General features: G+C 42.1%; 20 protein-coding genes. 5 read left to right on the forward strand and 15 right to left on the reverse strand.

Annotated features, from left to right (window positions below; all coding sequences use genetic code 11):
* Positions 1-132 precede the first annotated feature (132 nt).
* The 3 genes from AMBT_RS07635 to AMBT_RS07650 form a co-directional block, all read right to left on the reverse strand.
* On the reverse strand, positions 133-489 hold the full coding sequence (locus tag AMBT_RS07635) for a hypothetical protein (RefSeq protein WP_013784038.1): 357 nt from the start codon (positions 487-489) through the stop codon (positions 133-135).
* A 626-nt stretch (positions 490-1,115) separates the two neighbouring features.
* Positions 1,116-1,553: a hypothetical protein gene (locus tag AMBT_RS07645; RefSeq protein ID WP_013784040.1), complete on the reverse strand. Its 438-nt coding sequence runs from the start codon at positions 1,551-1,553 to the stop codon at positions 1,116-1,118.
* An 86-nt stretch (positions 1,554-1,639) separates the two neighbouring features.
* On the reverse strand, positions 1,640-2,557 hold the full coding sequence (locus AMBT_RS07650; protein WP_013784041.1) for an acyl-CoA thioester hydrolase/BAAT C-terminal domain-containing protein: 918 nt from the start codon (positions 2,555-2,557) through the stop codon (positions 1,640-1,642).
* 274 nt (positions 2,558-2,831) lie between these two features.
* Here AMBT_RS07650 and AMBT_RS07655 point away from each other — a divergent pair, with 274 nt between their 5' ends.
* On the forward strand, positions 2,832-4,136 hold the full coding sequence (locus tag AMBT_RS07655; protein WP_013784042.1) for an IS1380 family transposase: 1,305 nt from the start codon (positions 2,832-2,834) through the stop codon (positions 4,134-4,136).
* Positions 4,137-4,366: 230 nt separating this feature from the next.
* Here the strand turns inward: AMBT_RS07655 and AMBT_RS07660 are convergent, their stop codons facing one another.
* The 6 genes from AMBT_RS07660 to AMBT_RS07685 form a co-directional block, all read right to left on the reverse strand.
* A complete protein-coding gene (locus tag AMBT_RS07660; protein WP_013784043.1) occupies positions 4,367-4,720 on the reverse strand; it encodes a hypothetical protein in 354 nt (117 codons plus the stop codon).
* Positions 4,721-4,871: 151 nt separating this feature from the next.
* Positions 4,872-5,108 (reverse strand): hypothetical protein, encoded by a 237-nt coding sequence (locus AMBT_RS07665; RefSeq protein WP_013784044.1) that lies wholly within the window; start codon positions 5,106-5,108, stop codon positions 4,872-4,874.
* Between the two features lie 729 nt (positions 5,109-5,837).
* The gene (locus AMBT_RS22585; protein WP_013784045.1) at positions 5,838-6,083 is read right to left on the reverse strand and encodes a hypothetical protein; all 246 of its coding nucleotides are present in this window, start codon (positions 6,081-6,083) and stop codon (positions 5,838-5,840) included.
* 433 nt (positions 6,084-6,516) lie between these two features.
* Entirely contained in the window at positions 6,517-7,917 is a 1,401-nt protein-coding gene (locus AMBT_RS07675; protein ID WP_013784046.1) for a DEAD/DEAH box helicase, read from the reverse strand.
* A 92-nt stretch (positions 7,918-8,009) separates the two neighbouring features.
* Positions 8,010-8,666, reverse strand: a complete 657-nt coding sequence (locus AMBT_RS07680) for a CoA transferase subunit B (RefSeq protein WP_013784047.1) — start codon at positions 8,664-8,666, stop codon at positions 8,010-8,012.
* On the reverse strand, positions 8,666-9,397 hold the full coding sequence (locus tag AMBT_RS07685) for a CoA transferase subunit A (RefSeq protein WP_013784048.1): 732 nt from the start codon (positions 9,395-9,397) through the stop codon (positions 8,666-8,668). The genes AMBT_RS07680 and AMBT_RS07685 overlap by 1 nt, the downstream gene beginning before the upstream one ends.
* A gap of 218 nt (positions 9,398-9,615) precedes the next feature.
* Here AMBT_RS07685 and AMBT_RS07690 point away from each other — a divergent pair, with 218 nt between their 5' ends.
* Positions 9,616-10,503 carry a LysR family transcriptional regulator gene (locus tag AMBT_RS07690; protein ID WP_013784049.1) on the forward strand — a complete coding sequence of 296 codons (888 nt, stop codon included), beginning with the start codon at positions 9,616-9,618 and terminating at the stop codon, positions 10,501-10,503.
* A gap of 27 nt (positions 10,504-10,530) precedes the next feature.
* On the opposite strand, the gene AMBT_RS07695 is transcribed toward AMBT_RS07690, so the two are convergent.
* Together AMBT_RS07695 and AMBT_RS07700 are read right to left on the reverse strand one after the other, a co-directional pair.
* Entirely contained in the window at positions 10,531-11,286 is a 756-nt protein-coding gene (locus AMBT_RS07695) for a hypothetical protein (RefSeq protein ID WP_013784050.1), read from the reverse strand.
* 72 nt (positions 11,287-11,358) lie between these two features.
* On the reverse strand, positions 11,359-12,060 hold the full coding sequence (locus AMBT_RS07700) for a sensor histidine kinase (RefSeq protein ID WP_013784051.1): 702 nt from the start codon (positions 12,058-12,060) through the stop codon (positions 11,359-11,361).
* A gap of 245 nt (positions 12,061-12,305) precedes the next feature.
* Between AMBT_RS07700 and cysB the strand changes: the two genes are divergently transcribed.
* Positions 12,306-13,280: an HTH-type transcriptional regulator CysB gene (gene cysB / locus AMBT_RS07705; protein ID WP_013784052.1), complete on the forward strand. Its 975-nt coding sequence runs from the start codon at positions 12,306-12,308 to the stop codon at positions 13,278-13,280.
* Positions 13,281-13,459: 179 nt separating this feature from the next.
* On the opposite strand, the gene AMBT_RS07710 is transcribed toward cysB, so the two are convergent.
* The 3 genes from AMBT_RS07710 to pabB all read right to left on the reverse strand — a co-directional run bounded on the left by AMBT_RS07710 (position 13,460) and on the right by pabB (position 17,082).
* The gene (locus AMBT_RS07710) at positions 13,460-14,833 is read right to left on the reverse strand and encodes an L-serine ammonia-lyase (RefSeq protein ID WP_013784053.1); all 1,374 of its coding nucleotides are present in this window, start codon (positions 14,831-14,833) and stop codon (positions 13,460-13,462) included.
* Between the two features lie 157 nt (positions 14,834-14,990).
* On the reverse strand, positions 14,991-15,563 hold the full coding sequence (locus tag AMBT_RS07715; RefSeq protein WP_013784054.1) for a CoA pyrophosphatase: 573 nt from the start codon (positions 15,561-15,563) through the stop codon (positions 14,991-14,993).
* Entirely contained in the window at positions 15,550-17,082 is a 1,533-nt protein-coding gene (pabB, locus tag AMBT_RS07720) for an aminodeoxychorismate synthase component I (protein WP_013784055.1), read from the reverse strand. The genes AMBT_RS07715 and pabB overlap by 14 nt, the downstream gene beginning before the upstream one ends.
* Positions 17,083-17,345: 263 nt before the next feature.
* On the opposite strand from pabB, the gene AMBT_RS07725 reads away from it, so the two are divergent.
* Together AMBT_RS07725 and rmuC are read left to right on the forward strand one after the other, a co-directional pair.
* A complete protein-coding gene (locus AMBT_RS07725) occupies positions 17,346-18,875 on the forward strand; it encodes a fumarate hydratase (protein WP_013784056.1) in 1,530 nt (509 codons plus the stop codon).
* Between the two features lie 83 nt (positions 18,876-18,958).
* The gene (gene rmuC, locus AMBT_RS07730; RefSeq protein WP_013784057.1) at positions 18,959-20,350 is read left to right on the forward strand and encodes a DNA recombination protein RmuC; all 1,392 of its coding nucleotides are present in this window, start codon (positions 18,959-18,961) and stop codon (positions 20,348-20,350) included.
* Between the two features lie 136 nt (positions 20,351-20,486).
* Here the strand turns inward: rmuC and AMBT_RS23095 are convergent, their stop codons facing one another.
* On the reverse strand, positions 20,487-25,370 hold the full coding sequence (locus AMBT_RS23095; protein WP_013784058.1) for a S8 family serine peptidase: 4,884 nt from the start codon (positions 25,368-25,370) through the stop codon (positions 20,487-20,489).
* Positions 25,371-25,811 lie beyond the last annotated feature (441 nt).

Consider the following 25,811-nt stretch of genomic DNA (forward strand, 5'->3'; position numbering starts at 1 on the left):
TTCATAGTTTTGTAATAGCAAATTGTCCGCCGTGTGAAGTGCAAGTAACCCTTGATAAAAAAACTTCGACAGGCGATTCAGTTTATCTTTAAAACAGTGACTAAGTGGGGTGAGAACATATTTAACAGAATGTTAGGTGTTCCCTTTAATCAAATGCAAAACGTCACTAATTGCTGACTTTAACAATAGACCTACACAAGACAACAAGCTTTTAAAGGCCATAATAACCAAAGCAACACCAACCAATGAATCTACAGGTATAAAAGTAAACATGTAAATAGCCTGCCCAAGCACAATGCCTATAAAAATGCTTTCGTAAGAAGCATGCCGATCAACAAGCATTATAAAACCTGCCAAGACTAGCGCGCCAGTGTAGTAATAGGAATCTGAGCTCCAAGGCTCAATTTCACCGATAAAATAGGGTGAAAAAAATAAAATAGCAGCACCAAGCAGGGTTGATACAAACAAACTTAAAAGAAACTGTCTCATTGGCTTTTCCCTATTAGCCATTATTTGAGTAGATGACTTTGAAAATTTTTAATCGTGAGTTTAATTCCCATAACCAACAGTAAGATAAAGGTAAGAAAAGTATAATCCCACGGCTAAATAGGCCAATGAAAAAAAGCTATTAATACCCCATACACAGTACCAAAATTTACCGAAGAAGAAGGTGGCTCTTCTAAACTTAGCATTTACTAAAGCTAAGGACGATGGGATTAATAGGGTGGCAGAAAACCCAAATAAAGGAACAATAACAAACATTTATACTAAGCCTACCGAACTAGCGGCAGACTCGCTTGATACCGGAGTTATGATAAATATTGACCAGTACGAAACTACTAGAGCAACGAGTGCGCTTATTAAGCCTAAAATTTGAATGCTACGCATATCTTCCTTAAAAAGAACAACCCAATAAGGGCGAGTACTATTCTGCTGAAACTTAAAGTAAGCGTTGCCATAATAGCAGGTAACGTTGCTTATGTTCCGTTAGCGCAAGGGTAACCTATCGCTAAAAGGTATTCTGATCCATCAGGGGGACGGCATCGGCAAATTCTATTTTTCTTTTGTCCCATGAACTAGCAAAGTGCGGTTTCCAGATGCAAAATGAAATATATTTACTGCCGCCACAACTTTATTGTGCCTAATAGATAAAATGTACCGAAGATACAGCATACTAAAGAGCTAACTATCCAAAACGAAATAGAGTTTTGATGAATAACAGGCGCTGAAGTAATAAACGGTCCTGCTAAGCCGGCAAATCCACGTAATAAATAAACTGTGGTAATTAACACTAAACAGGTTTTGAGCAAAGGTAGTTTAAAAATTACACCAGCCCCAGATAAAGCATATAAACCCCATCCGATTAGCACTGAGGCAATACCTAATGTAACAAATGTAGGGTAGGGGGAACCCTCTGCTGAGAGTGTAGCCATTCTCTCGCCTGCGCCAAAGAAGAGATACCAGTCTGGGCCCCCGAAAATACAACCAATGTGCAGTAGTGCGGCTAGAAAGCTCAAACCGCCGGCTATTATTAGTTGATTATTCCTACCCATCTAGAATCCTTTAGTACTTAAATGAAAACAGCGACAATAATCTACTGCTAATTGTACGAGCGAATTTACGAACCTTATCGCTCATGTCAGGTGATGGTCTGATAAGAGGCATGGCAGTAAGGCAAGAATTTTTCATTCAAAAATTTAATCACTTCCGGGTGGAAATCATTTTGAGGTTGAAAATGATTTCCGTTAGGTACAGCAATATGTTTAAAAGGATGGGGGAAGCCTTTTGTTTTCAATCTCTCTATAACTTCTACTGACATTTCTTGTGAAGGCCATATGTGATCTTTTTCACCAGAAACCAACAGAATAGGGCCATTAATATCCTCAACCTTTATTCTAGCGGCCTCGGCAGCATCAATATCCTCTAGTGCTATTTCATGAGCACGTCGTAAATCACCCATTAAAACTGATGGTAAAATATTCAGCGTTAGTGGTACGTGAGGGAGCTCTTGGTCATTAAACATAAATGAAGAGGTTTTGCCATCAGCAAAAAAAGAAGGGCCAGCAAATACAACATGACTTCCAGCTAATGAAACAACACCATTTATTTGTGTGTATTTAGAAGCCAAGGTAAGTGCTAATTCAGCTCCCTTAGAGCCACCCATAACAGCGACACAATTAGAATTTAATCTTGGGTTATTTAATGTTAGAACTATTTCATTATAAATAGCATCTAAAGAAATTCGATCTAGCTCTTGAGGTATACCTTCCATACCAAAATATCCAACAGCTAACATCGCATATCCTTGATCAATATATTGTTGTCTTTCTTTAATGTTATGAGGCTTTGTCATACTATTTCCGCCTTCACTACCGCCAAAGTATACAAGTAAAGCTTGTTCCTTACCTTCACCCAAAAAAAGCTCAGCATCAACTTTTCCATAGTTCAAAGGGGGAGTACTAGAATCGAATGTCATTGGAGTAATGAATACAAACCCAACTAACAAAATTAATATGATGAGAACTATAAAACTAAAATATTTAACTATTTTCAACACCGTTTGATTCCTTTCATTTTTTAAAAAATGTTAATTTTTAAAGTTTGTTACATTACTATTTAAGATTAGCTAATGCTAAGCGGCTCAGAGGCGAAGTAGCAAAAAGGCAGTCACAGATCTTAAGAGGAGAAAACCGTCGCAGGTTATGTGCTTTAGTACTACCTGAATCCGTGACTTCAGATTCAATAAATGTGTTCAAAACCCTGCAATAGCAAGGCTTCCAACGTTAAAATAGTCATCACTGTCCATTCACCCAATCAGTGATGTTACTACCATGCGTAAGTTCAAGCTTGTTCAGTCTAAAACCGAAGTGATCACACCTCATGGTGGTCTTGCTCTCATTGGTCATTGCATCAACCAAATGACATCACTTCATAAGACTTCTCGTGATGTCGCTAAACGCCATGGTATCGCTAATATCGATCTTATTCGTACGTATGTAGGACTCGTTTGCTTGGGCAAAAGTGACTTTGAAGCCGTCGAACAAGCCAGACATGATCCCTACTTCAAGGCCGCCATGGGTATCAAACAATCACCCTCATCCGCGCGATTACGTCAGCGCTTTGATGAAGATGCCGTTAATTTACTACCACTGTTAAGTTCGGCCAGTGTTGAGTTTTTACAGAATGCATCCATTCCACTAACAGAGCTCTCAACAGGGCATATTCCCTTGGATATGGACGTGTTCCCCATGGATAACAGTGACACTAAAAAGGAAGGTGTTTCCTACACTTACAAAGGGCATGATGGCTATGCGCCGATTGCTGCCTATTTGGGTCAGCAAGGGTGGTGCTTAGGTTGTGAGTTACGCCCTGGCAGCCAGCATGCTAATGCTGAGTTTATCAATGTACTTCAACGCGTGATTCCAAGAGCACGTCAGCTGACCGATCAGTCATTACTGATCCGACTGGATAGTGCACATGATGCGCTTGAAAACCGTGTTTTTCTGAACAACCAAAACGTCGACTTCCTGATTAAATGGAACCCACGAAAGCAGGATGTCTGGCAATGGTACGATGAAGCCTGTGCACATGCGAAGTGGCATCATCCACGACCCGGTAAAATGGAAGCCGTGTTCTCTCAACAGCTGGATGATGCGGCCAATACGCGTCGAGTGGTCAAAGTTACGGTGAGACACTCTGATGCCAAAGGTCAGTTGTTCTTGGAGCCTGAAATCAGCTTAGATGGCTGGTTGACCTCATTGTCTTCAGATGTGGCAGATGACGCCACGGTGATTAAACTCTACAAAGGGCATGCGCTGTGTGAACAGTTCCATAGCGAGTTCAAGACTGACTTGGATCTAGAGCGCCTGCCATCTGGGAAGTTCGCGACCAACGATCTGGTCATGGGCTTTGCCGTCATGGCTTATAACATCTTACGCTGGATCGGTTTACGCGGCTTAATGCAATCTGACTCACCTGTGCGGCACTCAGCGAAACGTCGCCGATTGAAAACCGTTATGCAAGAGTTGATGTATCTGGCCTGCCGACTCGTGAAGAGCGGTAGACAGCTGACACTTAAGTTTGGCTCTCATTGTCCAGGCTTTAGCGCATTCAATCGCGTGTATCACATTACCTGACATACTCGATATACCAAACATTCCTTGCATGGCTAGTAGCCAGGCCTCAGCATGCCAAATCGGTCAAAATTGTTTGAATTTTAACCAGAGAAAAATCCTTTAATAGGCAAAAATCAGTAGCCTGCAATGCAAGCGCACATCAGTACGAATAAAATCGATTGTTAAAGAGCGATAAAACAGTGACTGCTCCGATCTGTAATCTTAAGCAATACTCGTCACTGATTCAGGTACTATTTATATTCGTCTTCAAAAAGATTCAACTTTTCGTTTATATAATCCATTATTTTATCGAACTTCATCTCATCAATTTTTCCAGCGACAACATAGCAATTCAAAAAAGAAGACACATAATGGTACTTGTACTGGAGTTTTGAATTTTCATCATGAGAACAATCTTCCCTAAATTGTTCATCATTTGCTTCTATCATTTCCTTTAACAACTGCCCATTATTCATGTTATGGGCCTGAGAATAAATAATAGGAGCGAGCATATACATATTCTCTCTAGGGATTTCATCGCTGCTATCTACAGATTTCAGAGCTTTAGATAAAGCGTTTTCTACTTTTTTAAGCCATTCTTTCATAGTACGCATTTCCAGTTTATAGACACATAGCTTCTAAAAAAGGAGTGTTTTTACACGGGCTTTAGCGAAGCAAGTCAGCACGCGCGTTTGAATCCCAGCCCGCGCAAAAGGTTGATTTACTTGATAAATACCCCATAAGTCATGTCTAAATCTACTTTTGTTGTGAATCACTTTGGGTTAAGTCGTTGCATAATTGGCAGTCGATATTTTTCTTAAAGTTATATGCTCTGCGCGTAGCGAATATTGCTACTGAAATAAAAGACCAAGTCATACCAAAGACCAAAGAGTAAGAAACCGTATGTCCTTTAATGTATTGAATGCTCGAAAGTAACGCGAACACTAGAGGCAAAGCGATGCTGTATTGAAATATCCATTTTTTAATTGGCATTTTGTCCCTCTTTGAGTTTTATTGGGCTTTAAATTGCCCGTAAATGTAACTTACAAATAGTCGCGCCGCCGAGTAATGTTATTGCCGTTGGCATATTACGCCTCACAATGAGGTCTAATATATGCGGTTAAGATTAGTGAGGTATAAACGAAAACCATGCGTTTATCGTCTTACTGTAAGTGTCTTGTTGGGAACCTTTGTTACATAGAAAGTTAATATAATCAACATTGGCAACCACAAATACGCGTAGCCTAAATAAAAGACTCCCATATAACCAAGAGCAGGACCGTCAGACGGTTTAAAGTGAAGCCAGATTTCAATAAAAAAAATCATTGATGGAATAGTTGAAATTATTAGAGAAATAGCTAGAAAAATTCTAAATACATATGTTTTTTTAAAGAATTTAAATAGTCTTAGTGCCCAAAATGTAAATGAAATGAATAAGCATGGAAGCCCTACGGTGCATATCGCAATCCATAAATAAACAGGGTTCACTAGATAAAATATTTGCGGAACTACTATTCCGATGAATTGAATCGCAATTTAGGCTAAACCCGGCATTGCTAATTTTAAGTGTTCCATCCTTGTCTCCTAACTTCTCAATACCGCGCGCATGCACGTAGGACATATTAGCGAAGCGGCCCTGCGTGTATGCTTTCCAGCGAACGTAGTGAGCGAGTTTATTGAGTTGTATGGTGGGTTCATATACGTCCTTGAATTATGTATCCGTTATTCCGGCTTGGTAAATGGTGTGATGAGGAAAGGGTTTTTACTATATTTAGCCGCATACCAAAAGGCCCACGCAAGAGCAGCTATTAGAATAGCCTTAGAGCAGCCCTTTAATGCAGTAATAATATCGGGTAAGGCAATTAGACTAGAAACGAACAGAGTGAATGCAAAAAAGCCACAAATAACAGCACCGAGCATTGCGCATGCTCTTGTAACTGGATGAAATACTTTGCTTTGTTTATTCATTAAAATTCCTTTTCTAAATATCCAAGAAGCATATAACTTTTAACTAACAGTCGCAGGCGAGTTAGGCAGTTCTACTGTTACAAAATTCAAATTCATTACTTTGAACAATTGGATACCGCTTGGGAACTAACAATTTACGAGACCCCAATGCGGCCTGTCTAAACACCCCAAAATAAAGTGTTTAATTTTATTCATATTGTCAGATTAACCGCTAACACCAGAAAATAAAACAAATCTTAATGGTGATTTTTGCTCATGAAATAAAAAATACCAAAATCGTGTGTTAGGGGAATAAGATGTATTATTTTAAAATGCTGTGGCAGCGATTAAGTAAATTGATGGGTAATTTGCAATAAAAAAGAAAAAGGAGCCCTTAGGCTCCCTTGCAAAAATTTAAATCTGTAACCAGAAATATTTCTGGTTTCAACTATACCTAGCTAGTTTTATCGCTATTATCTAAATCATCATCAGCACTGTTATCTAGGTTAATGCCAGATTCAAATTCGGTATCATCTTCAGGTTCAAGTTCTACTTTTCTTGGTTTACGTTTTACTGGCGCCATACCAATTTCTGTACCTGCCATGGTGTCTACGCGGCGTACTTTCTTAGCAACAGTTGCTTCTGCGCCATCTTGCTTACTGGCTTTATTTTTCTGCGTATCTTGTTTAGGCGTAGGGGCTTTAATTCCTTTGAATTTAGCAGGTAGTGCTTCGTGTGCCTCGCACTCTAGGTCATATTGTAAATGTGCCTTCAGTGCTATAAAGCTCTTCCAATCGCGAGGGCCAACAAATGAAGCGGCTTCGCCTTTTTGACCAGCACGTCCCGTCCTACCAATACGGTGAATGTATTCGTCCGCATTTTTGGGCAAATCAAAATTAATAACCAAACCAACTTTAGATAAATCTAAACCTCGTGATGCCACATCGGTAGTCACCAAAACAGAATGCTGGCCTCGGGCGAACTCACTCATAATTGCAGCACGTTGATTTTGTGGTAAGTCACCTCGTAAGGCGATGGCTTCAAGCTTGTCTTTGTTTAACATGGTGGTTAAACGGTCGGTATCTTCACGGGTTGCGGTAAAGACAATAGCTTGGTTATAAGTACGGTTTGAAATTTCGTGATGAAGTAGGGCGTCTTTATGCTCGATATTATCAGCAAAGAAACACTGTTGTTGTATATCGCCATGGTGCGCCGTTGAATCACCTACCGATACGCGAACAGCAGCTTTTGTTAAACGGGCAGTCATGTAATTAAGTTCAATGCTATCCAATGTGGCAGAAAACAGCATGGTTTGGCGTTTACGGTGGTTCGCAAATTCATTAATCATGTTTAGCTGTTCTGAAAAACCTAAATCAAGCATGCGATCGGCTTCATCGAAAATAAGCAGCTCTAGGCCATTTAAAAATATGCTTTTATCTTTTAAATGGTCAGCCACCCGGCCAGCAGTACCCACAATAATATGTGGGTTTCGGCGTAACGCTTTAACCTGATCATTATAGTTTTCGCCGCCCACAACCAACGTGCAAGACAGGTTCAATCCCGTACACATGGTTTTGGCTTCTATGAAAACTTGCTTCGCTAATTCGCGAGTAGGTGCAAGAATAAGCGCGCGAGGGTCTTGTCGACTTAACGCCTTTTGCGACATCATTCTATTTATGGCCGGAATTAAAAATGCGAGTGTCTTACCCGATCCCGTTTTAGATGAGGCAATAATATCTTTACCCTGAATAGCAGGAAGCATACTTTTTTCCTGAATTTCAGTAAGCTCGGTAAAGTTTCTACTTTCGAGTTTGGTAATGATTTTGTGATGAACGGGTAAGTCAGTAACTAGCAAGATTCGGCCTCATGAATAATATCATCGCGTATTATCCCTTAAAGGCCGATATTATGAAAGCTTGCTATGCGTTTACCTTGGCGAAAATGCAGTTATACCTGCATTTCGGTCACATTTTCCGAAACAACTAATTTGCCGCCGGTTTTTGCTTGTATATCTTCAACTGTTACACCCGGAGCACGTTCTTTAAGTAAAAAGGCGCCATCCACCACTTCTAATACAGCAAGATCGGTAATAATTCGGGTTATGCAATTCACACCGGTTAGCGGCAAGGTGCACTCACTAAGCAGTTTTGGGTTGCCATGTTTATCGGTGTGAGTCATGGTCACAATTATATTTTTAGCGCCTGCCACTAAGTCCATAGCACCGCCCATACCTTTTACAAGCTTTCCGGGGATCATCCACGACGCAATGTTACCGTTTACGTCTACTTCAAATGCGCCTAGTACGGTAAAATCAACGTGGCCGCCACGGATCATGGCGAAGCTTTCCGCAGAGTTAAAAATTGAAGCTCCGGTAATGGCGGTAACGGTTTCTTTACCCGCGTTAATCATATCTGCGTCTAGCTCATCTTCATGAGGGTAGGGACCCATACCTAATAAACCATTTTCAGATTGCAGCATTACACTAATGCCTTCAGGCACAAAACTGGCGGCCAACGTTGGAATACCTATTCCTAAATTGACATAGTCACCATCTTGGAATTCTTGAGCCACACGCATTGCTATTTGATCTCGTGATAATGCCATTATTGTGACTCCTTTGCTGTGGTGTTATGAGCAGTTTTAGAAACAACCCTACGTTCTATGCGTTTTTCAAATTCCCCTTTTATGACTCTATTTACATAAATGCCGGGCGTATGAATTTCACTAGGGTTTAGCTCACCTGGCTCAACAATCTCTTCTGCTTCAACAACGGTAATTGTGCCCGCGGTGGCTGCCATAGGGTTAAAGTTTTGTGCAGTATGACGATAAACACAGTTTCCGTAACGGTCGGCTTTCCACGCTTTCACTATGGCAAAGTCGCCCTTAATAGCTTCTTCTAAAATATAAGGTCGGCCATTAAACGTTTTCACTTCCTTACCTTCGCCTACAGGCGTGCCATAGCCAGTAGCAGTATAAAAAGCGGGAATACCTGCACCACCAGCACGCATCTTCTCGGCTAGCGTGCCTTGCGGTGTAAGTTCAACTTCAAGCTCGCCATTTAATAATTGCTTTTCAAACAGGGCGTTTTCACCTACATAAGAAGACACCATTTTCTTAATTTGTTTGTCTTCCAGCAAGATGCCTAGACCAAACCCATCTACGCCACAGTTATTAGAAACCACAGTAAGGCCTTTAGTGCCCATCGTTTTAACTTGAGCAATGAGCCCTTCTGGAATGCCGCATAGCCCAAAACCACCAGCAATAACTGTCATACCATCGGTCAGCCCGTCCATGGCTTCTTGATAGGTAGTGACGACTTTGTCAAATCCCGACATGGTACTTCCCCTTAAATTTAGCATTGATAAAATGTGTTAAGTAAAAGTATCAACAATGTTATCAATTATGTAAAATTGAATTAATCACTCAATTAATAAGTTTTATTTATTAATTGAGTGGTTAGTGATGGTTGTTAATTTTTCGGATTACGGGCAAGTCAATGTGTTGGCTATCATGTCGGTTATCATTTCAAACATAGGGTGTGGGTCTTAGTTGAATGAATATTTCATACAGAAATTTGCAGGCTTTTATTCACGTAGCGCAATCAAGTACCTTTGCTGAGGCTGCTATTAAGCTTCACCTTACCCAGCCAGCCCTTTCATCTGCAATAAAGAAAATGGAAGAACAGCTTGGCGGAAAATTGTTTAGTCGCAGCACCAGGCATGTGGCATTAACCAAAGAAGGTGAAGCCTTATTACCTAACGCTATCAGAATAATGAGGGACTGGGACGACACTTTTGGTGATATTCAGAACCTGTTCGCCATGGCTAAAGGGCGCCTAACTATTGCGGCTATGCCTTCCTTTGCCGAATCACATTTACCGCATTTACTTAAACGGTATCACCAACTTGCGCCCAATATTAACCTGCGTATTTTAGATGTGGTGATGGAGAACGTGATTTATGAAGTATCAGAGGGCAGAGCCGAGATGGGCTTCACCTTCGAACCGCAGCAGAATGAGGGGCTTATATTCACACCTCTTTTCGACGATTGTTTTGTCGTGGTGGTGAACCCCCAGCATGAATTGGCAAAAGCAAAAACGGTTAATTGGGAAACGTGTATCGAATACCCTATGGTAATGATGAATAGGGGGTCGGCAGTAAGAATGTGGACGCAACAGAAGATAAGTACCGTGGGTGAAGCCGTTATTGTTGCCGAAACAGGGCAGTTGGGTACCCTTGGTCAGCTAATTAAGCAGGGGTTAGGCATCGCTATTATGCCATCGCTGTGCATTGCGTCGATGGAAAGCATAGCGCTAACCGTGCTTAAAATGGAAGAAGACCCCTTGGTAAAAAGGGTGGGCATGGTGAAAAACGCCAAGCGTGATATGTCAGTGGCTGGTCAAGCATTATGGACTGAGGTGTTACATCACTACCATAGGTAAAGTGTCAAATGCTGATAAACAGGTGCGTTACCATTTTTTCTTAGGCGCAAATAACTCATCCAATTCATCACGCTCTTCTTCTTGTTTCTTCGCTCTGTCTTGTGCGTTAACGCTTTTAAGATTATTTTGAATTTCTGACAACCATTCATGCAGTGTGGCCAAACGAGACTGTGTGTATTCATCTTGCTGATTTTGATTTTCTAGCGCAGTTTTTGCTTTTTCGTAATACTGACGGGCTGAACCTAACATGTTCGACTGCTGTGCAGCTCTGCCGCGTTTGATTAGCGTTTCAACATTAACCTTAATTTGTAAGCGTTCTAATTGTTTGTCTTCGTCATAAAATACTTTGCTTTCAACTTTGCCTTTACTGTGTTCTGAACGAAGTAAAATGCGAAGCTTTTTAACAGCCTGAATGTACTGAATAATAAGTTTGTCATTATCGGGTAAAACGAATTCGTTAGCGCTAACCGAGTCAGGGTTTTGTGAAGCGGATTTTTGCTCTGCATTGGCAAGTTTTTGTTTTGTTTCTGGCGTACCGCCAAGCTCATTGACGGTTTTAAGCGCACCTAAAACTCGGTTATCCAAGATTTGTAACATGCGTCCTGAAATAGGCATGTTTGAACACGCTAGAATAACATTCTCTGTTTCATCAATTACCGCGCGTTGTTTAGCCAGATCTGCCCGACGCTCCGAGTCAGCCTTAGCGCGATGTTGCTGCATAGCATTTATAAAGATTGCCGCTATCAGTAATACAACAATCAGAATTATTATTATCATGTACATGCGCGTATTTCCGTTTAATACTTAATTCGAATTATATGCTGGCTTTCACTGCCAAACTATTATGCGTTAATGTTACGGTATTTTTACCCTAAATACACTTCCGCCAAGAGAACCGCCATTGCTTAAAGAAATCTCTCCTTGCAGTTTGCCTTGCGAGTGAGCAGATGCAATAAGTCTAGCAAAGAAAAGACCTAACCCTGTTCTACCTTGACTAAGCTGAAAATCGGCTAAATCTTCGTGACTTTTCTCAAGCATAGACGTTGGATAGCCGATGCCATCATCTTCCACGCAAATATGTAGGCAGTCATCTTCAACCTGTGCTGAAATACAAATTTGAGAGGTACCATACCGAAGGGCATTTACCAATACGTCGTTAATTAATAGGTATATAAGCTCTCTATCTAAATACCAACTTAAATTGAGGTCGACATTCGCCTTAACCACAATTTCTTTTTGTTCAATGTAAATATTATTAGACCCAACTACATCGTCTATTAAGTCACTAACAAAGCATTCATCTACTGTTATCGGCAGACTTTCTAATTCTGCACGATAAAGTGATAAAATTTGTACTAAATTGGTATTAAGCCGCGATGCTTCGTAATGCACACTAGCTACTTGCTCTCGTGCTTTACTATTTTCAGGGGCTAAATCATTAGAAAGATTTTCAATTGACTGAATAAGAAGAAATAATGAATTTTTCATATCGTGCACAGCAGCAGCTAGCACCGACGAAAAGTCGATAGGAGAGGTAAGTTGCTTTTTTTCACTCATATGAATAAAACCCGTTATTTTCCTTAAATTTGAAGGTGTTGTACCAATTAAAACATCTGTAAGGATAAAGGAAAACAATTATTCAGTAGGTAACCCATTTTCAGTATTACTTATTTAGCGCAAAATTACCTACTATTTTGTGGGTTAATCTGTCACTTTTGTAATAGCTTATCGTAATTATTAGTAGTTTTGGTTATAACGATAAGGTTATAGTACACAACTGGTTACAAGGAGCGATGTTTTACATGAAATTACAACAGCTACGTTACATAGTAGAAGTACTTAACAATAATCTGAATGTTTCTGCCACGGCAGAAAGTTTATATACCTCTCAGCCGGGCATTAGTAAGCAGGTGAGAATGCTAGAGGATGAGTTGGGTGTACAGATTTTTGGGCGTAGTGGTAAGCATCTAACCCATGTTACTGATGCCGGAAACGATGTCATTAATATATCCCGCGAAATTTTAGCCAAAGTAGAAAGTATCAAAGCGGTGGCACGGGAGCATACGCTACCCGATCAAGGTAAGCTAAATATCGCCACTACGCATACGCAAGCACGTTATGCGCTACCTGATGTGATCCAAGGTTTTATGAGCAAGTACCCGAAGGTGTCTTTACACATGCATCAAGGGACGCCATCGCAAATCAGTGATCTGGCCGCTAAGGGCGAAGCCGACTTTGCTATCGCTACTGAAGCTTTGCATTTATATAATGATTTGGTGATGTTGCCTTGTTATCACTGGAATCGAAGTGTAATTGTCAATAAAGACCATCCTTTGTCGAAGAAAGGCTCTATCGATATTAGTGATATCGCCAAATACCCCCTAGTAACCTATGTATTTGGTTTCACTGGTCGCTCAGAACTCGACCAAGCGTTTGAGCGTGCGGGCCTTACGCCTAAAATTGTCTTTACCGCCACCGACGCCGATGTCATTAAAACTTATGTGCGGTTAGGTGTGGGTATTGGTGTTATTGCTTCCATGGCCGTTAGCGATGAACTCGATTCAGACTTAGTGAAAATTGATGCGAGTCATTTGTTCGATTACAGCACGACCAAAATAGGCTTTAGAAAGGGCTCTTTCTTACGAAGCTATATGTACGACTTTATTGAGCGCTTTGCACCGCATTTAACAAAAGATAAAGTTGAAAAAGCCATGATGCTGAAAAACAATGATGAAGTTGAAAAGATGTTCAAAGGAGTAACCTTACCGGTTAAGTAAGGTAGATTAGCCAAACAGTCAAATTTAGCGTTGAAAAGTTAATCGGGTCATTTGGATTAGCTGTTTATGTATGAAAATACGTAACAGAATAAAAAGGCGATTTGCGGTGTTCTTACTTAAACCGCCATCGCCTTTTTTGTCTCTACTGGTGTACTAAAGCCAGTGATTTCATTTAACGGTTAGCATTCGATAATATTAACTGCCAGCCCGCCACGTGCTGTTTCTTTGTACTTGGTTTTCATGTCGTTACCCGTATCACGCATGGTTTTAATGACTTTATCTAACGATACCTTGTGCTCGCCGCTGCCTCTCAGTGCTAACCGTGAAGCGTTTATCGCTTTAATTGCACCCATAGCATTGCGTTCAATACAAGGAACCTGTACCAAGCCACCCACGGGGTCGCAAGTTAATCCTAGGTTATGCTCCATACCAATTTCAGCTGCATTTTCTACTGCAGGTACAGTACCGCCCATAATCTCTGCCAGCGCACCCGCAGCCATAGAACATGCCACACCCACTTCACCCTGACAGCCTACTTCAGCACCCGAAATGGATGCATTTTCTTTGTACAAAATACCAATCGCTCCTGCGGTGAGTAAAAAGCGGCTTGCCACTTCTTCATCCACTGGGCGAATAAATTTGTCTACATAATGTAAAACCGCAGGAATAATACCGGCCGCGCCATTGGTGGGCGCAGTTACCACTCGGCCCCCAGCTGCATTTTCTTCATTTACGGCTAATGCAAATAAGTTTACCCAGTCCATGGTTTGCATGGGGTCGGTAGTATGTTCAGTTTGCAGGCGGCGATAAAGCGCCGGCGCACGGCGCACCACTTTAAGACCACCTGGCAATATGCCTTCACTGTCGATGCCACGTTGAACACAGGCTTTCATCACCAACCATATTTCAAACAGCTTTTGCTTTACGGCGTGAGCAGGTTGAAAAGTCGTTTCGTTCTTAAGCATAAGGGCGCTAATACTTAACCCATTATTTTTGCATTGCTCTAGCAGCGCAGCACCAGACTTAAAAGGAAAAGGTACAGTCGCTTGAACGGCACCGGCATGTGCTTTAGTGGCATCAAAGTCTTCTTCTTTTACGATAAAACCGCCACCGATGCTGTAGTACGTTTGCTCGCACAGCAGGGTGTCGTTTTCATATACGTAAAAAGTAAGTGCATTAGCATGCTTAGGAAGGGTTTTACGGCGATGAAAGACAATCGCGTTTTTGTTTGGAAATAAAATAGGCTTCTCGCCATTTAGGTACAAAGATTCTTGGTTTCGTACGTCTTCTAGTAATGGCTCTATTTTATTCACGTCAATGCTTTCAGGCATTTCACCCGATAATCCAAGAATAACGGCTTTACCTGTACCATGACCAATACCGGTTTGACCTAAAGAGCCAAACAATTCCACTTTAATCGTAGTGATTTTTGAAAACAATGCGGTGTCTGTTGCAAGTGTTTTAGCATATTCAGCACCCGCACGCATGGGGCCAACGGTGTGCGAGCTTGAAGGGCCAATACCCACGCTAAACATATCAAAAACACTAATCATAAAAATACACCAGTCTACATTACTAATACCTAGATCATGCATGTAGACGGGCTTAACTACAATACAGAAAACCTAATCAATTGATAAGAATTGCTAATGTGGTGTAAAGAAACATTTAACGGCACGCAAGGGTAAGTGTGTTTGAGAGTAGGTGAGCTTAAGGATGAATATGGTGAGACAAGTTTCGTAGTATGGCAGCCGTAGCACCCCAAATCATATGTTCATTCCACGGAATAAAATAGATAGGCGATGAACGCTTACCTTTACGAGCAGTATGAATAAGATGATTTTTGCGATTCAGTACATGAGCTAAAGGCACCTCGAAAGCACTTTCTACTTCGTTAGGGTCGATAACAGGCGTAAAACTGGGTTCAACAAAACCAACAACCGGGGCTATCTGATAACCGCTTACTGTCCTGTAATTGGGTAACACCCCAATAATTTCTACGTTTTCAGAAGGCATGCCTATTTCTTCGCGGGCTTCTCTTAAAGCGGCATCAAAAACGCTGTTATCTACTTCATCTACTGCGCCACCGGGGAAACTAATTTGCCCTGGATGATGACGTAAGTGATGTGCACGCTCTGTGAGTAATACCGTCAGCTCATTACCATAATCCATTAAAGGAATTAATACCGCAGCAGGCCTACCTCTAGATTTAAGCGGGTAATCGGGCTCTCGGTGCGTTTGACGCAAATGGTGAAATTGGCGGAGGAAATCAGCTCTGTTCACGGCCCGCTCCAAAGTGGGAGGTTAGCACTGGCAGAATTTTAGACACTTTATCCAAGGTTTCTTTGTACTCGTCATTAGCCACTGAATCTAAAACAATACCACCACCAGCCCAGCAATGCAGCTGGTTATTCTCCGCAAGCAGCGTACGAATACAAATGCTTGAGTCCATATCTTCACGAAAGCCCATATAAAAAATGCTGCCGCAATAGATATTGCGTCTATGTACTTCAAGCTCGTCTATAATTTCCATCGCCCTAATTTTAGGTGCGCCTGTAATAGAACCGCCAGGAAATGAGGAGGCAAGTAAATCTAATGGCGCTGCATCGTCGTTAAGTTCGCCGACAACCGTGCTCACCAAATGATGCACTGCTTCATAGCTTTCTAAGGCAAATAACTCAGGTACTTTTACTGAATGAGGCTTGCAGTGTTTTGAAAGATCATTACGCAGTAAATCAACAATCATAAGGTTTTCCGCACGATCTTTCGATGCAGTCAGCAAAGACTGAGCACTTTGTGCATCTTTAGCTTCATCACTAAACCGTGGGCGTGTACCTTTTATAGGTTTAGTTTCCACCACGCCCTGCTTAACACTAATAAAGCGTTCGGGAGATATACTTAAAATAGTGCTGTTTTTTAACTGAATGAATGCAGAAAAGGGCGCTTGGTTACTTTCTCGTAAGGCGCGATAAGCGTGCCAGCAATCGCCCGTGTATGCAGCTGTGAAACGCTGCGCCATGTTTACTTGGTAACAGTCGCCCGCTTTTAAATAGTCATGAATTCGTTCAATACGGTCAATATAGGCTTCTTTTGTTAGGTTAGATTTCCAATCACTGGTTAATGAAAACGGCGTTTTAGCAATATCATCACCTTGTGTTTTCTCATCATTGATGGAGGCTAAAGAGACACGGCCTTTATGGTCGTTTTCACCGCAAAAATCACCAGCATCAGCATTATTTTTAAAATCAGTAGTAAAATTAGGCTGTATGACAAAGTCAGGTGGTGTGGTTTCACCTGTCGCCGAGCAAAAATACAAGGTACCGGTAACCGTATCCTCAATTAAAGATGACAGGTAAAGCCCTACGGAAAAATCTGGGGTGGTATAGGTTTGCGCCGCATTTGCTGGAAGCTTTTCGTAATAGCGCCCTGCATCGTAACCAGCAAAACCCGTTACGCCTACAATAAAAGGGAGTTGTTTAGCTAATGATTGGCTAGTCTCATCTACCTTAAGATTGGCCACTGATCCATGAAGGTAGTGCGTGACGGCTTCAAAAGGCTGAAAGTTAGTTGTGAATGCCTTCTCGCCATCTAATTGCACTAGAGGGGCTTCACCGTGCTTGGCCGTTACGGTAGCGCTAGGCTCCCATACCATCACATTGTAGCGACCATTGCTTTTCGTGGAGCCACAGGTATCAAGCAAAACGGCTCCCGCGCGGTGGGCAACCTGCTCAAAAATATCTATAAGGCAAAGTGAAAACGATGTGCTGATTGGCGTAATGGTAACTTGCGATGTTGCGGGCATTAAAAACTAACTCTATACATCAGGTTAAGAAGAATGTTGTCGGCATTGAAGCTGCGTTAAATGGGTACTGGAAAATTAATTAAACCGTATTAGCACGCTATCAAACAGCTAACGTTAGCTAAGCGCGTTAAATTTACCTGCACAAGTTTGTTTTATCGCAAAGCTTCACCCATATTTTACATGGTACGGTGCCAACAGATGCGCTAGTATACGCTTTTTTAGCAGGCTAAGACCACGAAAGCAAAATAAAAAAAGAGGATGTCATGACCGTTATCCGCCAACAGGACTTCATTGATAGCATTGAAGATTCCCTACAGTTTATTTCTTACTATCACCCGCTCGACTACGTTAAAGCCGTAGAAGCAGCGTATAACCGAGAAGAAAGCCAAGCAGCTAAAGATGCGATGGCACAAATCCTTATTAACTCTAGAATGTCAGCTGAAGGCAAACGTCCTTTATGTCAAGACACCGGTATTGTGACCTGCTTTGTAAAAGTAGGTATGGGTGTGACATGGGATAAAACCGACATGACTGTTCAACAGATGGTTGATGAAGGTACTCGCCGCGCTTATCTAAATCCAGATAACCCCTTGCGCGCTTCTATCGTTGCCGACCCTGCGGGCGCGCGAACCAATACCAAAGACAATACACCGTCAGTTGTGCACATTGATATGGTGCCAGGTGAAAAAGTTGAGGTGATGATTGCGGCAAAAGGCGGCGGCTCAGAAAACAAATCTAAAATGGTAATGTTAAACCCTAGCGATAATATTGCTGACTGGGTAGTGAAAACGTTGCCAACCATGGGCGCTGGTTGGTGTCCACCTGGCATGTTAGGCATAGGCATTGGTGGTACAGCAGAAAAAGCGGCTGTACTGGCTAAAGAAAGCTTAATGGATCCGGTAGATATTCAAGAGCTGATTGCTCGCGGCCCAGAAACCACAGATGAAAAGCTACGTGTTGAAATTTTCGAGCGCGTGAATCAATTGGGTATTGGTGCTCAGGGCCTAGGAGGCTTAACGACCGTAGTAGACGTTAAAATTATGTCTTTGCCTACCCATGCGGCGTCTAAGCCTGTGGCGATGATCCCTAACTGTGCAGCAACCCGACATGCACATTTTCATTTAGATGGCTCAGGTCCAGCTGAACTTACGCCGCCTAAATTAGAAGATTGGCCAGAGGTAACGTGGGAAGTGGGTGAAAACACCCGTCGCGTTAACCTTAATGATGTAACCAAAGAAGACATTCAAGACTGGAAAGTGGGTGAAACCGTATTACTTTCTGGAAAAATGTTGACTGGCCGTGACGCAGCGCACAAGCGTATTCAAACTATGCTTGATAATGGTGAAGGTTTACCTGAAGGTGTAGACCTAACCAACCGCTTTATTTATTACGTAGGCCCTGTTGATGCGGTTGGCGATGAAGTAGTAGGCCCAGCGGGACCAACTACTGCCACTCGTATGGATAAATTCACTGACATGATGTTAGAAAAAACAGGCCTTATCGGTATGATTGGCAAAGCAGAGCGTGGCCCTGCAACGGTCAAATCTATTGCTAAGCATCAGTCAGTTTATTTAATGGCCGTAGGTGGTGCAGCATACTTGGTTTCTAAAGCTATCAAGAAGTCACGGGTAGTGGCGTTTGAAGATTTAGGTATGGAAGCCATTTACGAATTTGATGTGGAAGACATGCCTGTTACCGTAGCAGTAGACAGCACAGGCGCTAACGCGCACGAAACTGGACCTGCTATTTGGAAAGCAAAAATTGAAGATTTAGATAAAGCGTTATCTAAGTAATCATACTTTTGTGTTTAAAACAGGTGCCATTGGCACCTGTTTTTGTTTATAGTGCTGTATAAATTAACAGTGCGTGTGTATTTATGTATTCCTTATCTGATTTGTCCCCCCAATATTTGAATGCTGGCTTATTTTTACTGGCGTTAATTTTTCTTATTTTGCTAATAGCGACCCGTAGAACACTGAACCAGGCTCACAAGAACATTGCCGAAAAAAATGATGCGTTACTTGCGCAGCAGCAGACCTACAATGAAACCCAAGAGCGTATGGGCATGCTGGTTGAAAAATCACGTCAGTATGAGCAGGTGCTAGCTGAGAAACATCAACTTAGTGAAGCATCAGGCGTGCTGCAAAAAGAGTACAGTAAGTTGCAGGCGCAATACGAAGCGCAAAAGGCTAGGCTTGATGCGCTTATGCAGAATCATGAAGAAAAGCTTGCGTTAATGCATTCCTCAGAACAACGCTTACAAACCCAGTTTGAAAACTTAGCGAATAAAATTTTTGATGAGAAAAGCGCAACCTATCAAACCCAAAGTAAACATAATATTGAAGCGGTATTGGCGCCCTTTAAATCCCAATTAGATGGGTTTAAACGACAAATTTCAGAACAACACATTCGTGAAGGGCAAGAGCGAGCGTCACTAAAAACGGAAATTTTAAGTTTAAAGGCGTTGAATCAGCGCATAACCGAAGAAGCTTCAGCGTTAACCAATGCCCTTAAAGGCGACAATAAAAAGCAGGGGAATTGGGGCGAGGTTATTTTAGAGCGCATACTCAAAGAATCTGGTCTTCGTGAAGGTCATGAGTTTGAAACCCAAGTGTCGGCACAATCTGAACAGGGTAGGCGATTGCAACCCGATGTTGTGGTGCATTTACCGAATGACAAAGACGTGATTATCGATTCCAAGGTAAGCTTAGCGGCGTACGAGCAATATTTTAATTGCGACGATGACGCCAGCCGCAAACAGTATCTCAGTGCACATGTCGCTTCAATCAAAGGCCATATAAAAGGGCTAGGCGCTAAGGAATACCAGTCGCTAAAAGGGCTGCGCACATTAGATTATGTTTTACTGTTCATTCCTATCGAGCCAGCCTTTCTATTGGCCATTGAAGAAGAGCCTGATCTTGTTTCACTCGCGCTTAATCATAATATTATGTTAGTTAGCCCCACGAATTTGCTTGTGGCATTACGTACCATCAATAATATTTGGCAATATGAGTACCAGAACCAAAACGCGCAACTCATCGCAGAACAAGCAGGAAAGCTATACGATAAATTTGTAGGCTTTGTCTCTGATATTGAAAAGATTGGTAAAGCACTAGATACCGCCCATGGCAGTTATGATGCAGCAATGAATAAGCTTTCAAGTGGGCGTGGAAATTTAGTCCGGCAAGTAGAGAAGTTCAGAGAAATGGGGGTTCAGCCCAGTAAACGGTTAGACAATACCTTGTCGAGATTATCCGATGAAGAATAATAAAAGCGCGTAGTTGAGGTAGTTATAAGGCTAATTAGGTTTAACGTTAACTAGGAATACTCTACGTTTCATCAGATATAAAAAAGGCCGCTTAACAGCGGCCTTTTACGTTTAAGTAATATCTAGGCGATATCGCTTATTTCATTTTACGTCTGCGTAAATACACAACTGGAACAAGTAGCAATGTTAACCAACCCATTGAACCACCGCTCTTATCAGTAACGCTTACGGTTACTGTTTCTGTTGTTGTATTTAAGCCATCAAATGCAACCACTTCAAACGTAACAGCAATAGTGCTATTCGTATTAGGCGCTGTAGTCGTTAGACTTGAGCCTGGGATGTCATTGATGGTAAATGTAACGTCATCACCTTCTGGATCTGTTGCTGTAGCAGAAACAGTGATTGACTCACCTTCTTCAACAGTAAACGGAGCCGTGATGTTGATAACAGGTGGTAAGTTATCTTTTATCGTTACATTAGCGGTTGCCATTGAAGTGTTACCGTTACTATCAGTAGCAGTAAGCTCAAGCACAATTAGCGTATCTTCCGTTACTTCTGGAGCAACTAGGATAGCTTCTTCTATGCCAGCACCTGCAATGATAGCTGCTGGTCCTTCAACTTGCTTCCAAGTAATGTCGACAGCGTCGCCATTAGGCTCTTCTACTAGGCCAGGTAAGTTCAACTCCATTAATTCAACCACTTCTAGTGTTGCCACTGTCATGCCGTCGATAGTTACAACTGGAGGACCTTCAACTTGTAAACCTTCGTAAGTTTCAGATACTGCAGATGCTGCACCAGGAATGTTAGTCACTTCAGACATGGCCATCATTTGAATAGCACCACCAGCGTCATCAGCATTTACCATAACGGTGTAAGCTAATTGAGTAGGGCTGCTATCAACGTCATCAAGATACATACAGATTTGCGTACCAGATGTAATTTCAGCATCAAAGTTAGCATCAAAGAAGTCTTGGCTGTAAGGCGTGTAGTAAGGAGCTTGACCCGTAGCGCCATCAATATCTTCGTAACCAATAGTCACAGGCAAGATACTACCAAGGTCGTGCGTCACGTTATCGTATGAGAATACGATGTTTGGCTGACCTTCAGATGGCTCATTGAAGAAAACAATTTGGTAATCTGCAATATCAGCGAAATCTTCGCTAAGACCCCAGAATCTCATGTTATCCCATTCAATGATGGTATACGCAGCACCTGCAGTAGCGACAGAAACGCCTACGCCGTTAGCAACGTCAAATTCTTGGTCGCGCCATAGCGGAGCAAGAACACCATTTGGATCTGCAACATCTGGAAGCCCTTGGTTAACCCAAGGCGACGAGATAGCAGTACCTAATGTTACAAAACCATCATCAGTAACTGTAACTGCACTATACATTGTGCCTAGGAAGTAAGCAGGAAGTGAATAAGTTCCGTCTACTGTATCCCCATCCAATGTATCATCTATACCAATACCAAAACCGGCTAGGTCGATGTATCCACCGCCTTGACCGAAGTCAGGGTTAGCACAGAATGCGTCAGTAGCATTAGTGGTAATTGCGTAAGATGGAGTAGCACCAAGTAGCGATTCTTGGGTAATAGACCAAGAAAGCGTATTTTCAGTAGCAACACCATCATGAGACAGTGAACCTTCAACTAACGTAACGTTATCTGGTAGCGTCAGTGAAATTTCATAGTCACGGTCTTCCGTAGTAAAGTTTGGAAGTACGTTTACATAGAAAGTGGCTTCTTCACCTGGTAGAACACGCTCTTCAGATTCTGCAGTTACATAAACATCATCTTCAGCACGAACGATATCAACAGGAATAACGCCAAGGTTATCAACGTTATCAGCATCAGTACCTATTGAAACAGCACCAACGTAGATATCACCCTCAACCGCGTCAGTTAAATCCCATGTAAAGCGTACATCGAATTCAGTTAACTGAGGAATAGCAGAAGGAGCGTCAATAGTTAACCCTTCACCTGGCTGGTTATCAACCATGGCATGCGCTAATACAAAGCTATCTTCAAAACCTTCTTCATCAGATGATGCAGCCCAGTTTTGTACAATAACCCAGTAGCTACCTGCGGTTGGCATTTCAACGCTAACGTACTCTTCAGATGTTGCAGTGGCGCTTATGCCAATAAGCTCATCTTCTTGAGGAATACCATCAGCATTTGCATCAAATACAACACGCAAGTCAAGATCTGGCGACGTCGTATCCATAGTTGCAGCTACTAAACGAAGGGTACCTTCAGGTACTTCGATTTGAGTAATATGCAAGCCATCTTCTAAATCATCTAGGTAGTCGCTGTTGTCCGAGTCTTGCGCAACCATACCTTCAACTTTGGTTGCCTTGGTTAGGCCGTAAGACGTAACCTGAAGATCAGTAATCTCAACTGCCATTACATCTTCAAGCAAGTACGAGTCTTGATTACGATGTGCTTCAAAGTCGATTTCATCAGGTAAGTTACCGTTAGATGCAACAATTGAAACAGGAAGATGTAAGTCTGGCGATGAACCAGAAACTAAGTTGATTTGACCAAATGACCAAACATCACTTTCGGCGCGGAATGCATCAATCTCAATCGTTAACTCTTGAGATTGTCCTGCCGTTAGGTCGAAGGTAGCTGGTGTAACGGTAATTTCTATACCATCAGAAATTCCCACACCGTCTACAGACCAAGAGCCGTCTTTAGTTGCCGTTACAGTACGAGTCCATGTGCAAGAACCTACACAGTTGTCATCGGTAACAGAAGGTAAGTTAAGTGTGCGAGGCTCACCACCTAGAGCTGGATCAGCAGAAGCATAATTTGCGTCTGTTTCATCCATAACTAAGCCAGATTGAACCGCTAGGTCTACTTCAATACGACCTGCGCCCATATCAAACCAATCTGCTGCGGTAACACCGTCTTCTTTAAGAACATCGGTGGTAGCCGTCATCATAAGAGCAGAACGTACTTGATCTGGTGTCCACGATGGTTTCTCATGACGTACAAGTGCAGCAGCACCCGCAACATGAGGACCTGACATTGACGTACCTTGAAGGTAGGCGTAATCAGCAGGTGCAGAACCTGTAGAGTCCTGGCCGTATTGTTCATCAGAGTAAGCAGCATAAATGCTAACGCCCGGCGCAGTTACCGACGGTGTTAGTGTGCTAATTGATGTATTAGGACCACGTGAAGAGAACTCAGCCATAATATCAGCCGCGTCGTCGTCCACTGTTAAAATGCCTTCAGAGGCAGTAATTGAAGCGGTATGGCCTTCACCTTCTGCTAACCATGAACGCAGCATATCACCGTTCGTCGCATCAACATGGATACCTGGGATAATATACGCATCGTTATTAACTGATGTTGCACCATCTGCAAGGTTTGCTAGAACGAAACCTGCAGCGCCACCACTTGCAACGTTAGATGCTTTAGCTACACGAGCAATAGCACCACGGTCACAAACAACAATTTCACCCGCGAAAGTATCTTCAGGGAAAGGCTCTAAACATTGTGCTGGATCGCCATCAGGATCGTTTGCATTGGTGTAATCACCTGCATAAACGATTGAACCAGATATCGCGCCAGAGTTACTCTTACCAGCGATAGCACCTAACTCAGTTGCACCACCAGTGAAAGAGATTTCTTTATCATACTCTACACTTCGACCGTGCGTAGAAGCAGCAACAACGGTAATCCACGGTGCGTGTTTCTCAGTTGTTTCTGGATCAGGGCCGCTATTACCCGCAGATTGAGCAATAAAAATGCCCGCGTTACGTGCATTCAACCATGCTGCGTTAAGCGAACCACTCCAAGGGTAGCCACCACCTGAAATAGAGAAGTTGATTACATCAACAATACCTGATTCAACCGCATCGTCTACCGCTGCAGCCATAGCCGCGCCAGTACAACCTGCATAGGTATCACCAGTGTTACCAGGTTGACATACTTGATAAGAAATAATGTTTGAGTGAGGAGCGACACCTGAAATTTGACCAAAAGTAAAACCAGTTGCAACACCATCACTCGCATTTACGTCAAATTCAGCCGTAACTTCACCGACATCGACAAGCACGTTACCTGCTGCAGTACTCGCAGTATGTGAACCGTGTCCGTTGTAATCTTCACCAAAACGTATAGTGCCGTTCTGAGGGAAGATATCGGCATCTGCGTATACGTCAGAGATAGACGGATAGCTATAAATACCAATTAGCTTATCGTTACAACGAACTTCAGCTTCAACCGCACATTCACCTAAGTAAACATCGGCGCCAAGTGGGTTAGTGTGATCGTAACCATCACCACCTACGTCAGCGAAAGAAGGGTGATCACTGTTGATACCAGTATCTAGTACCGCAACAACTACGCCTTCACCTTGACGACCTACGCCGCTTTCATTGGCTGTGCCGTCCCATACTGCAGGAGCGCCAATTAAGATAGGGCCAGTGTCAGTATCAAGTTGATACACTTCATCGCGTTCAACGTTTTTAACACCAGGCAAACGCGCTATGGCTTCTGCCTCAGCTGGCGATACTTTTACCGCAATTGCGTTAAGTGCATATTTATATTCTGCTACAGTTTCTAAAGAACCTACAGCAGACTCTGCTTTAGTAATAATTTCTGCTTGTTTCTTCTCAAGGTAAGAGGCATATGCTTTTACTTCTGGAAGAGAAGCGTCTAAGCGTTTGCTAGCAGACGAGTTAGATCGTGTGACTGAAACTTGTTTTTTTAGTTGGGGGTTAGTCGCTTCTAAACCTTCAACACCACCATCGTAGCTCGCTACTGCGTCATCAGAAAGATGTACAAAGTAAATGTAATCTTTATTTTCGAGTCCTTTCTCAGCGGTGTAGAGTGTTTTTGGTGTGGAAACTGATTTAGTGTTCTTGTACTTGTTTATCGATGTCGCTTTTACTGCTTTGAGTTGATCAGCAGTTACTGAAAACGATTCGGTTGCAGATGATAGCTCTGCAGCAGAATGCATGGACATCGACATTAGTGCAGCTGATACAGCTAACGTCACTTTATTATTCACAGGTAACCTCCGTCGGCCTGTTTTTGGGATTTTCCCTGGATGGATGAAATTTCTTATTTTTATTGGCTTTGTTGATCCAATTTTTATTGTCATAACAATGACAATAATATTTCTAGCACAATTTTTTTCACTTTGTAATGAATATTAAACATTAATATGAATTACACATATTGTTACATTTAGTCATACTTTTTAATTTGATATTCGCTAAAAAGTTAGGATGAAAATTTGACTGTATGACCGCAATTTCAAGGCCTATCAGCCAACCTCTTACGCTAATCTAAGCTTATTTTTACAATTTAGTACTTTATATTTATCCTTTTATTTGCATCGATTTAACATTCTTGGTGATTATTAGGATATCAATACTACTAAAATTAGATATTGAGAATTTTCATCATATTTAGTTAATAAAGCACTGCTGAAATAGCACAACGCCAC

This window comes from Alteromonas naphthalenivorans, from assembly GCF_000213655.1.
GTDB classification, from domain to species: domain Bacteria; phylum Pseudomonadota; class Gammaproteobacteria; order Enterobacterales; family Alteromonadaceae; genus Alteromonas; species Alteromonas naphthalenivorans.

Excerpts from the sequence above, each read along its gene's own strand:
- AMBT_RS07635 (WP_013784038.1), bottom strand. The coding sequence starts at position 489 with ATGAGACAGTTTCTTTTAAGTTTGTTTGTATCAACCCTGCTTGGTGCT.
- rmuC (WP_013784057.1), top strand. The coding sequence starts at position 18,959 with ATGTATTCCTTATCTGATTTGTCCCCCCAATATTTGAATGCTGGCTTA.
- pabB (WP_013784055.1), bottom strand. The coding sequence starts at position 17,082 with ATGCCCGCAACATCGCAAGTTACCATTACGCCAATCAGCACATCGTTT.
- AMBT_RS07665 (WP_013784044.1), bottom strand. The coding sequence starts at position 5,108 with ATGCCAATTAAAAAATGGATATTTCAATACAGCATCGCTTTGCCTCTA.
- AMBT_RS07680 (WP_013784047.1), bottom strand. The coding sequence starts at position 8,666 with ATGGCATTATCACGAGATCAAATAGCAATGCGTGTGGCTCAAGAATTC.
- cysB (WP_013784052.1), top strand. The coding sequence starts at position 12,306 with ATGAAATTACAACAGCTACGTTACATAGTAGAAGTACTTAACAATAAT.
- AMBT_RS22585 (WP_013784045.1), bottom strand. The coding sequence starts at position 6,083 with ATGAATAAACAAAGCAAAGTATTTCATCCAGTTACAAGAGCATGCGCA.
- AMBT_RS07685 (WP_013784048.1), bottom strand. The coding sequence starts at position 9,397 with ATGTCGGGATTTGACAAAGTCGTCACTACCTATCAAGAAGCCATGGAC.
- AMBT_RS07660 (WP_013784043.1), bottom strand. The coding sequence starts at position 4,720 with ATGAAAGAATGGCTTAAAAAAGTAGAAAACGCTTTATCTAAAGCTCTG.
- AMBT_RS07690 (WP_013784049.1), top strand. The coding sequence starts at position 9,616 with ATGAATATTTCATACAGAAATTTGCAGGCTTTTATTCACGTAGCGCAA.
- AMBT_RS07725 (WP_013784056.1), top strand. The coding sequence starts at position 17,346 with ATGACCGTTATCCGCCAACAGGACTTCATTGATAGCATTGAAGATTCC.
- AMBT_RS07655 (WP_013784042.1), top strand. The coding sequence starts at position 2,832 with ATGCGTAAGTTCAAGCTTGTTCAGTCTAAAACCGAAGTGATCACACCT.
- AMBT_RS07710 (WP_013784053.1), bottom strand. The coding sequence starts at position 14,833 with ATGATTAGTGTTTTTGATATGTTTAGCGTGGGTATTGGCCCTTCAAGC.
- AMBT_RS07645 (WP_013784040.1), bottom strand. The coding sequence starts at position 1,553 with ATGGGTAGGAATAATCAACTAATAATAGCCGGCGGTTTGAGCTTTCTA.
- AMBT_RS07700 (WP_013784051.1), bottom strand. The coding sequence starts at position 12,060 with ATGAGTGAAAAAAAGCAACTTACCTCTCCTATCGACTTTTCGTCGGTG.
- AMBT_RS07695 (WP_013784050.1), bottom strand. The coding sequence starts at position 11,286 with ATGTACATGATAATAATAATTCTGATTGTTGTATTACTGATAGCGGCA.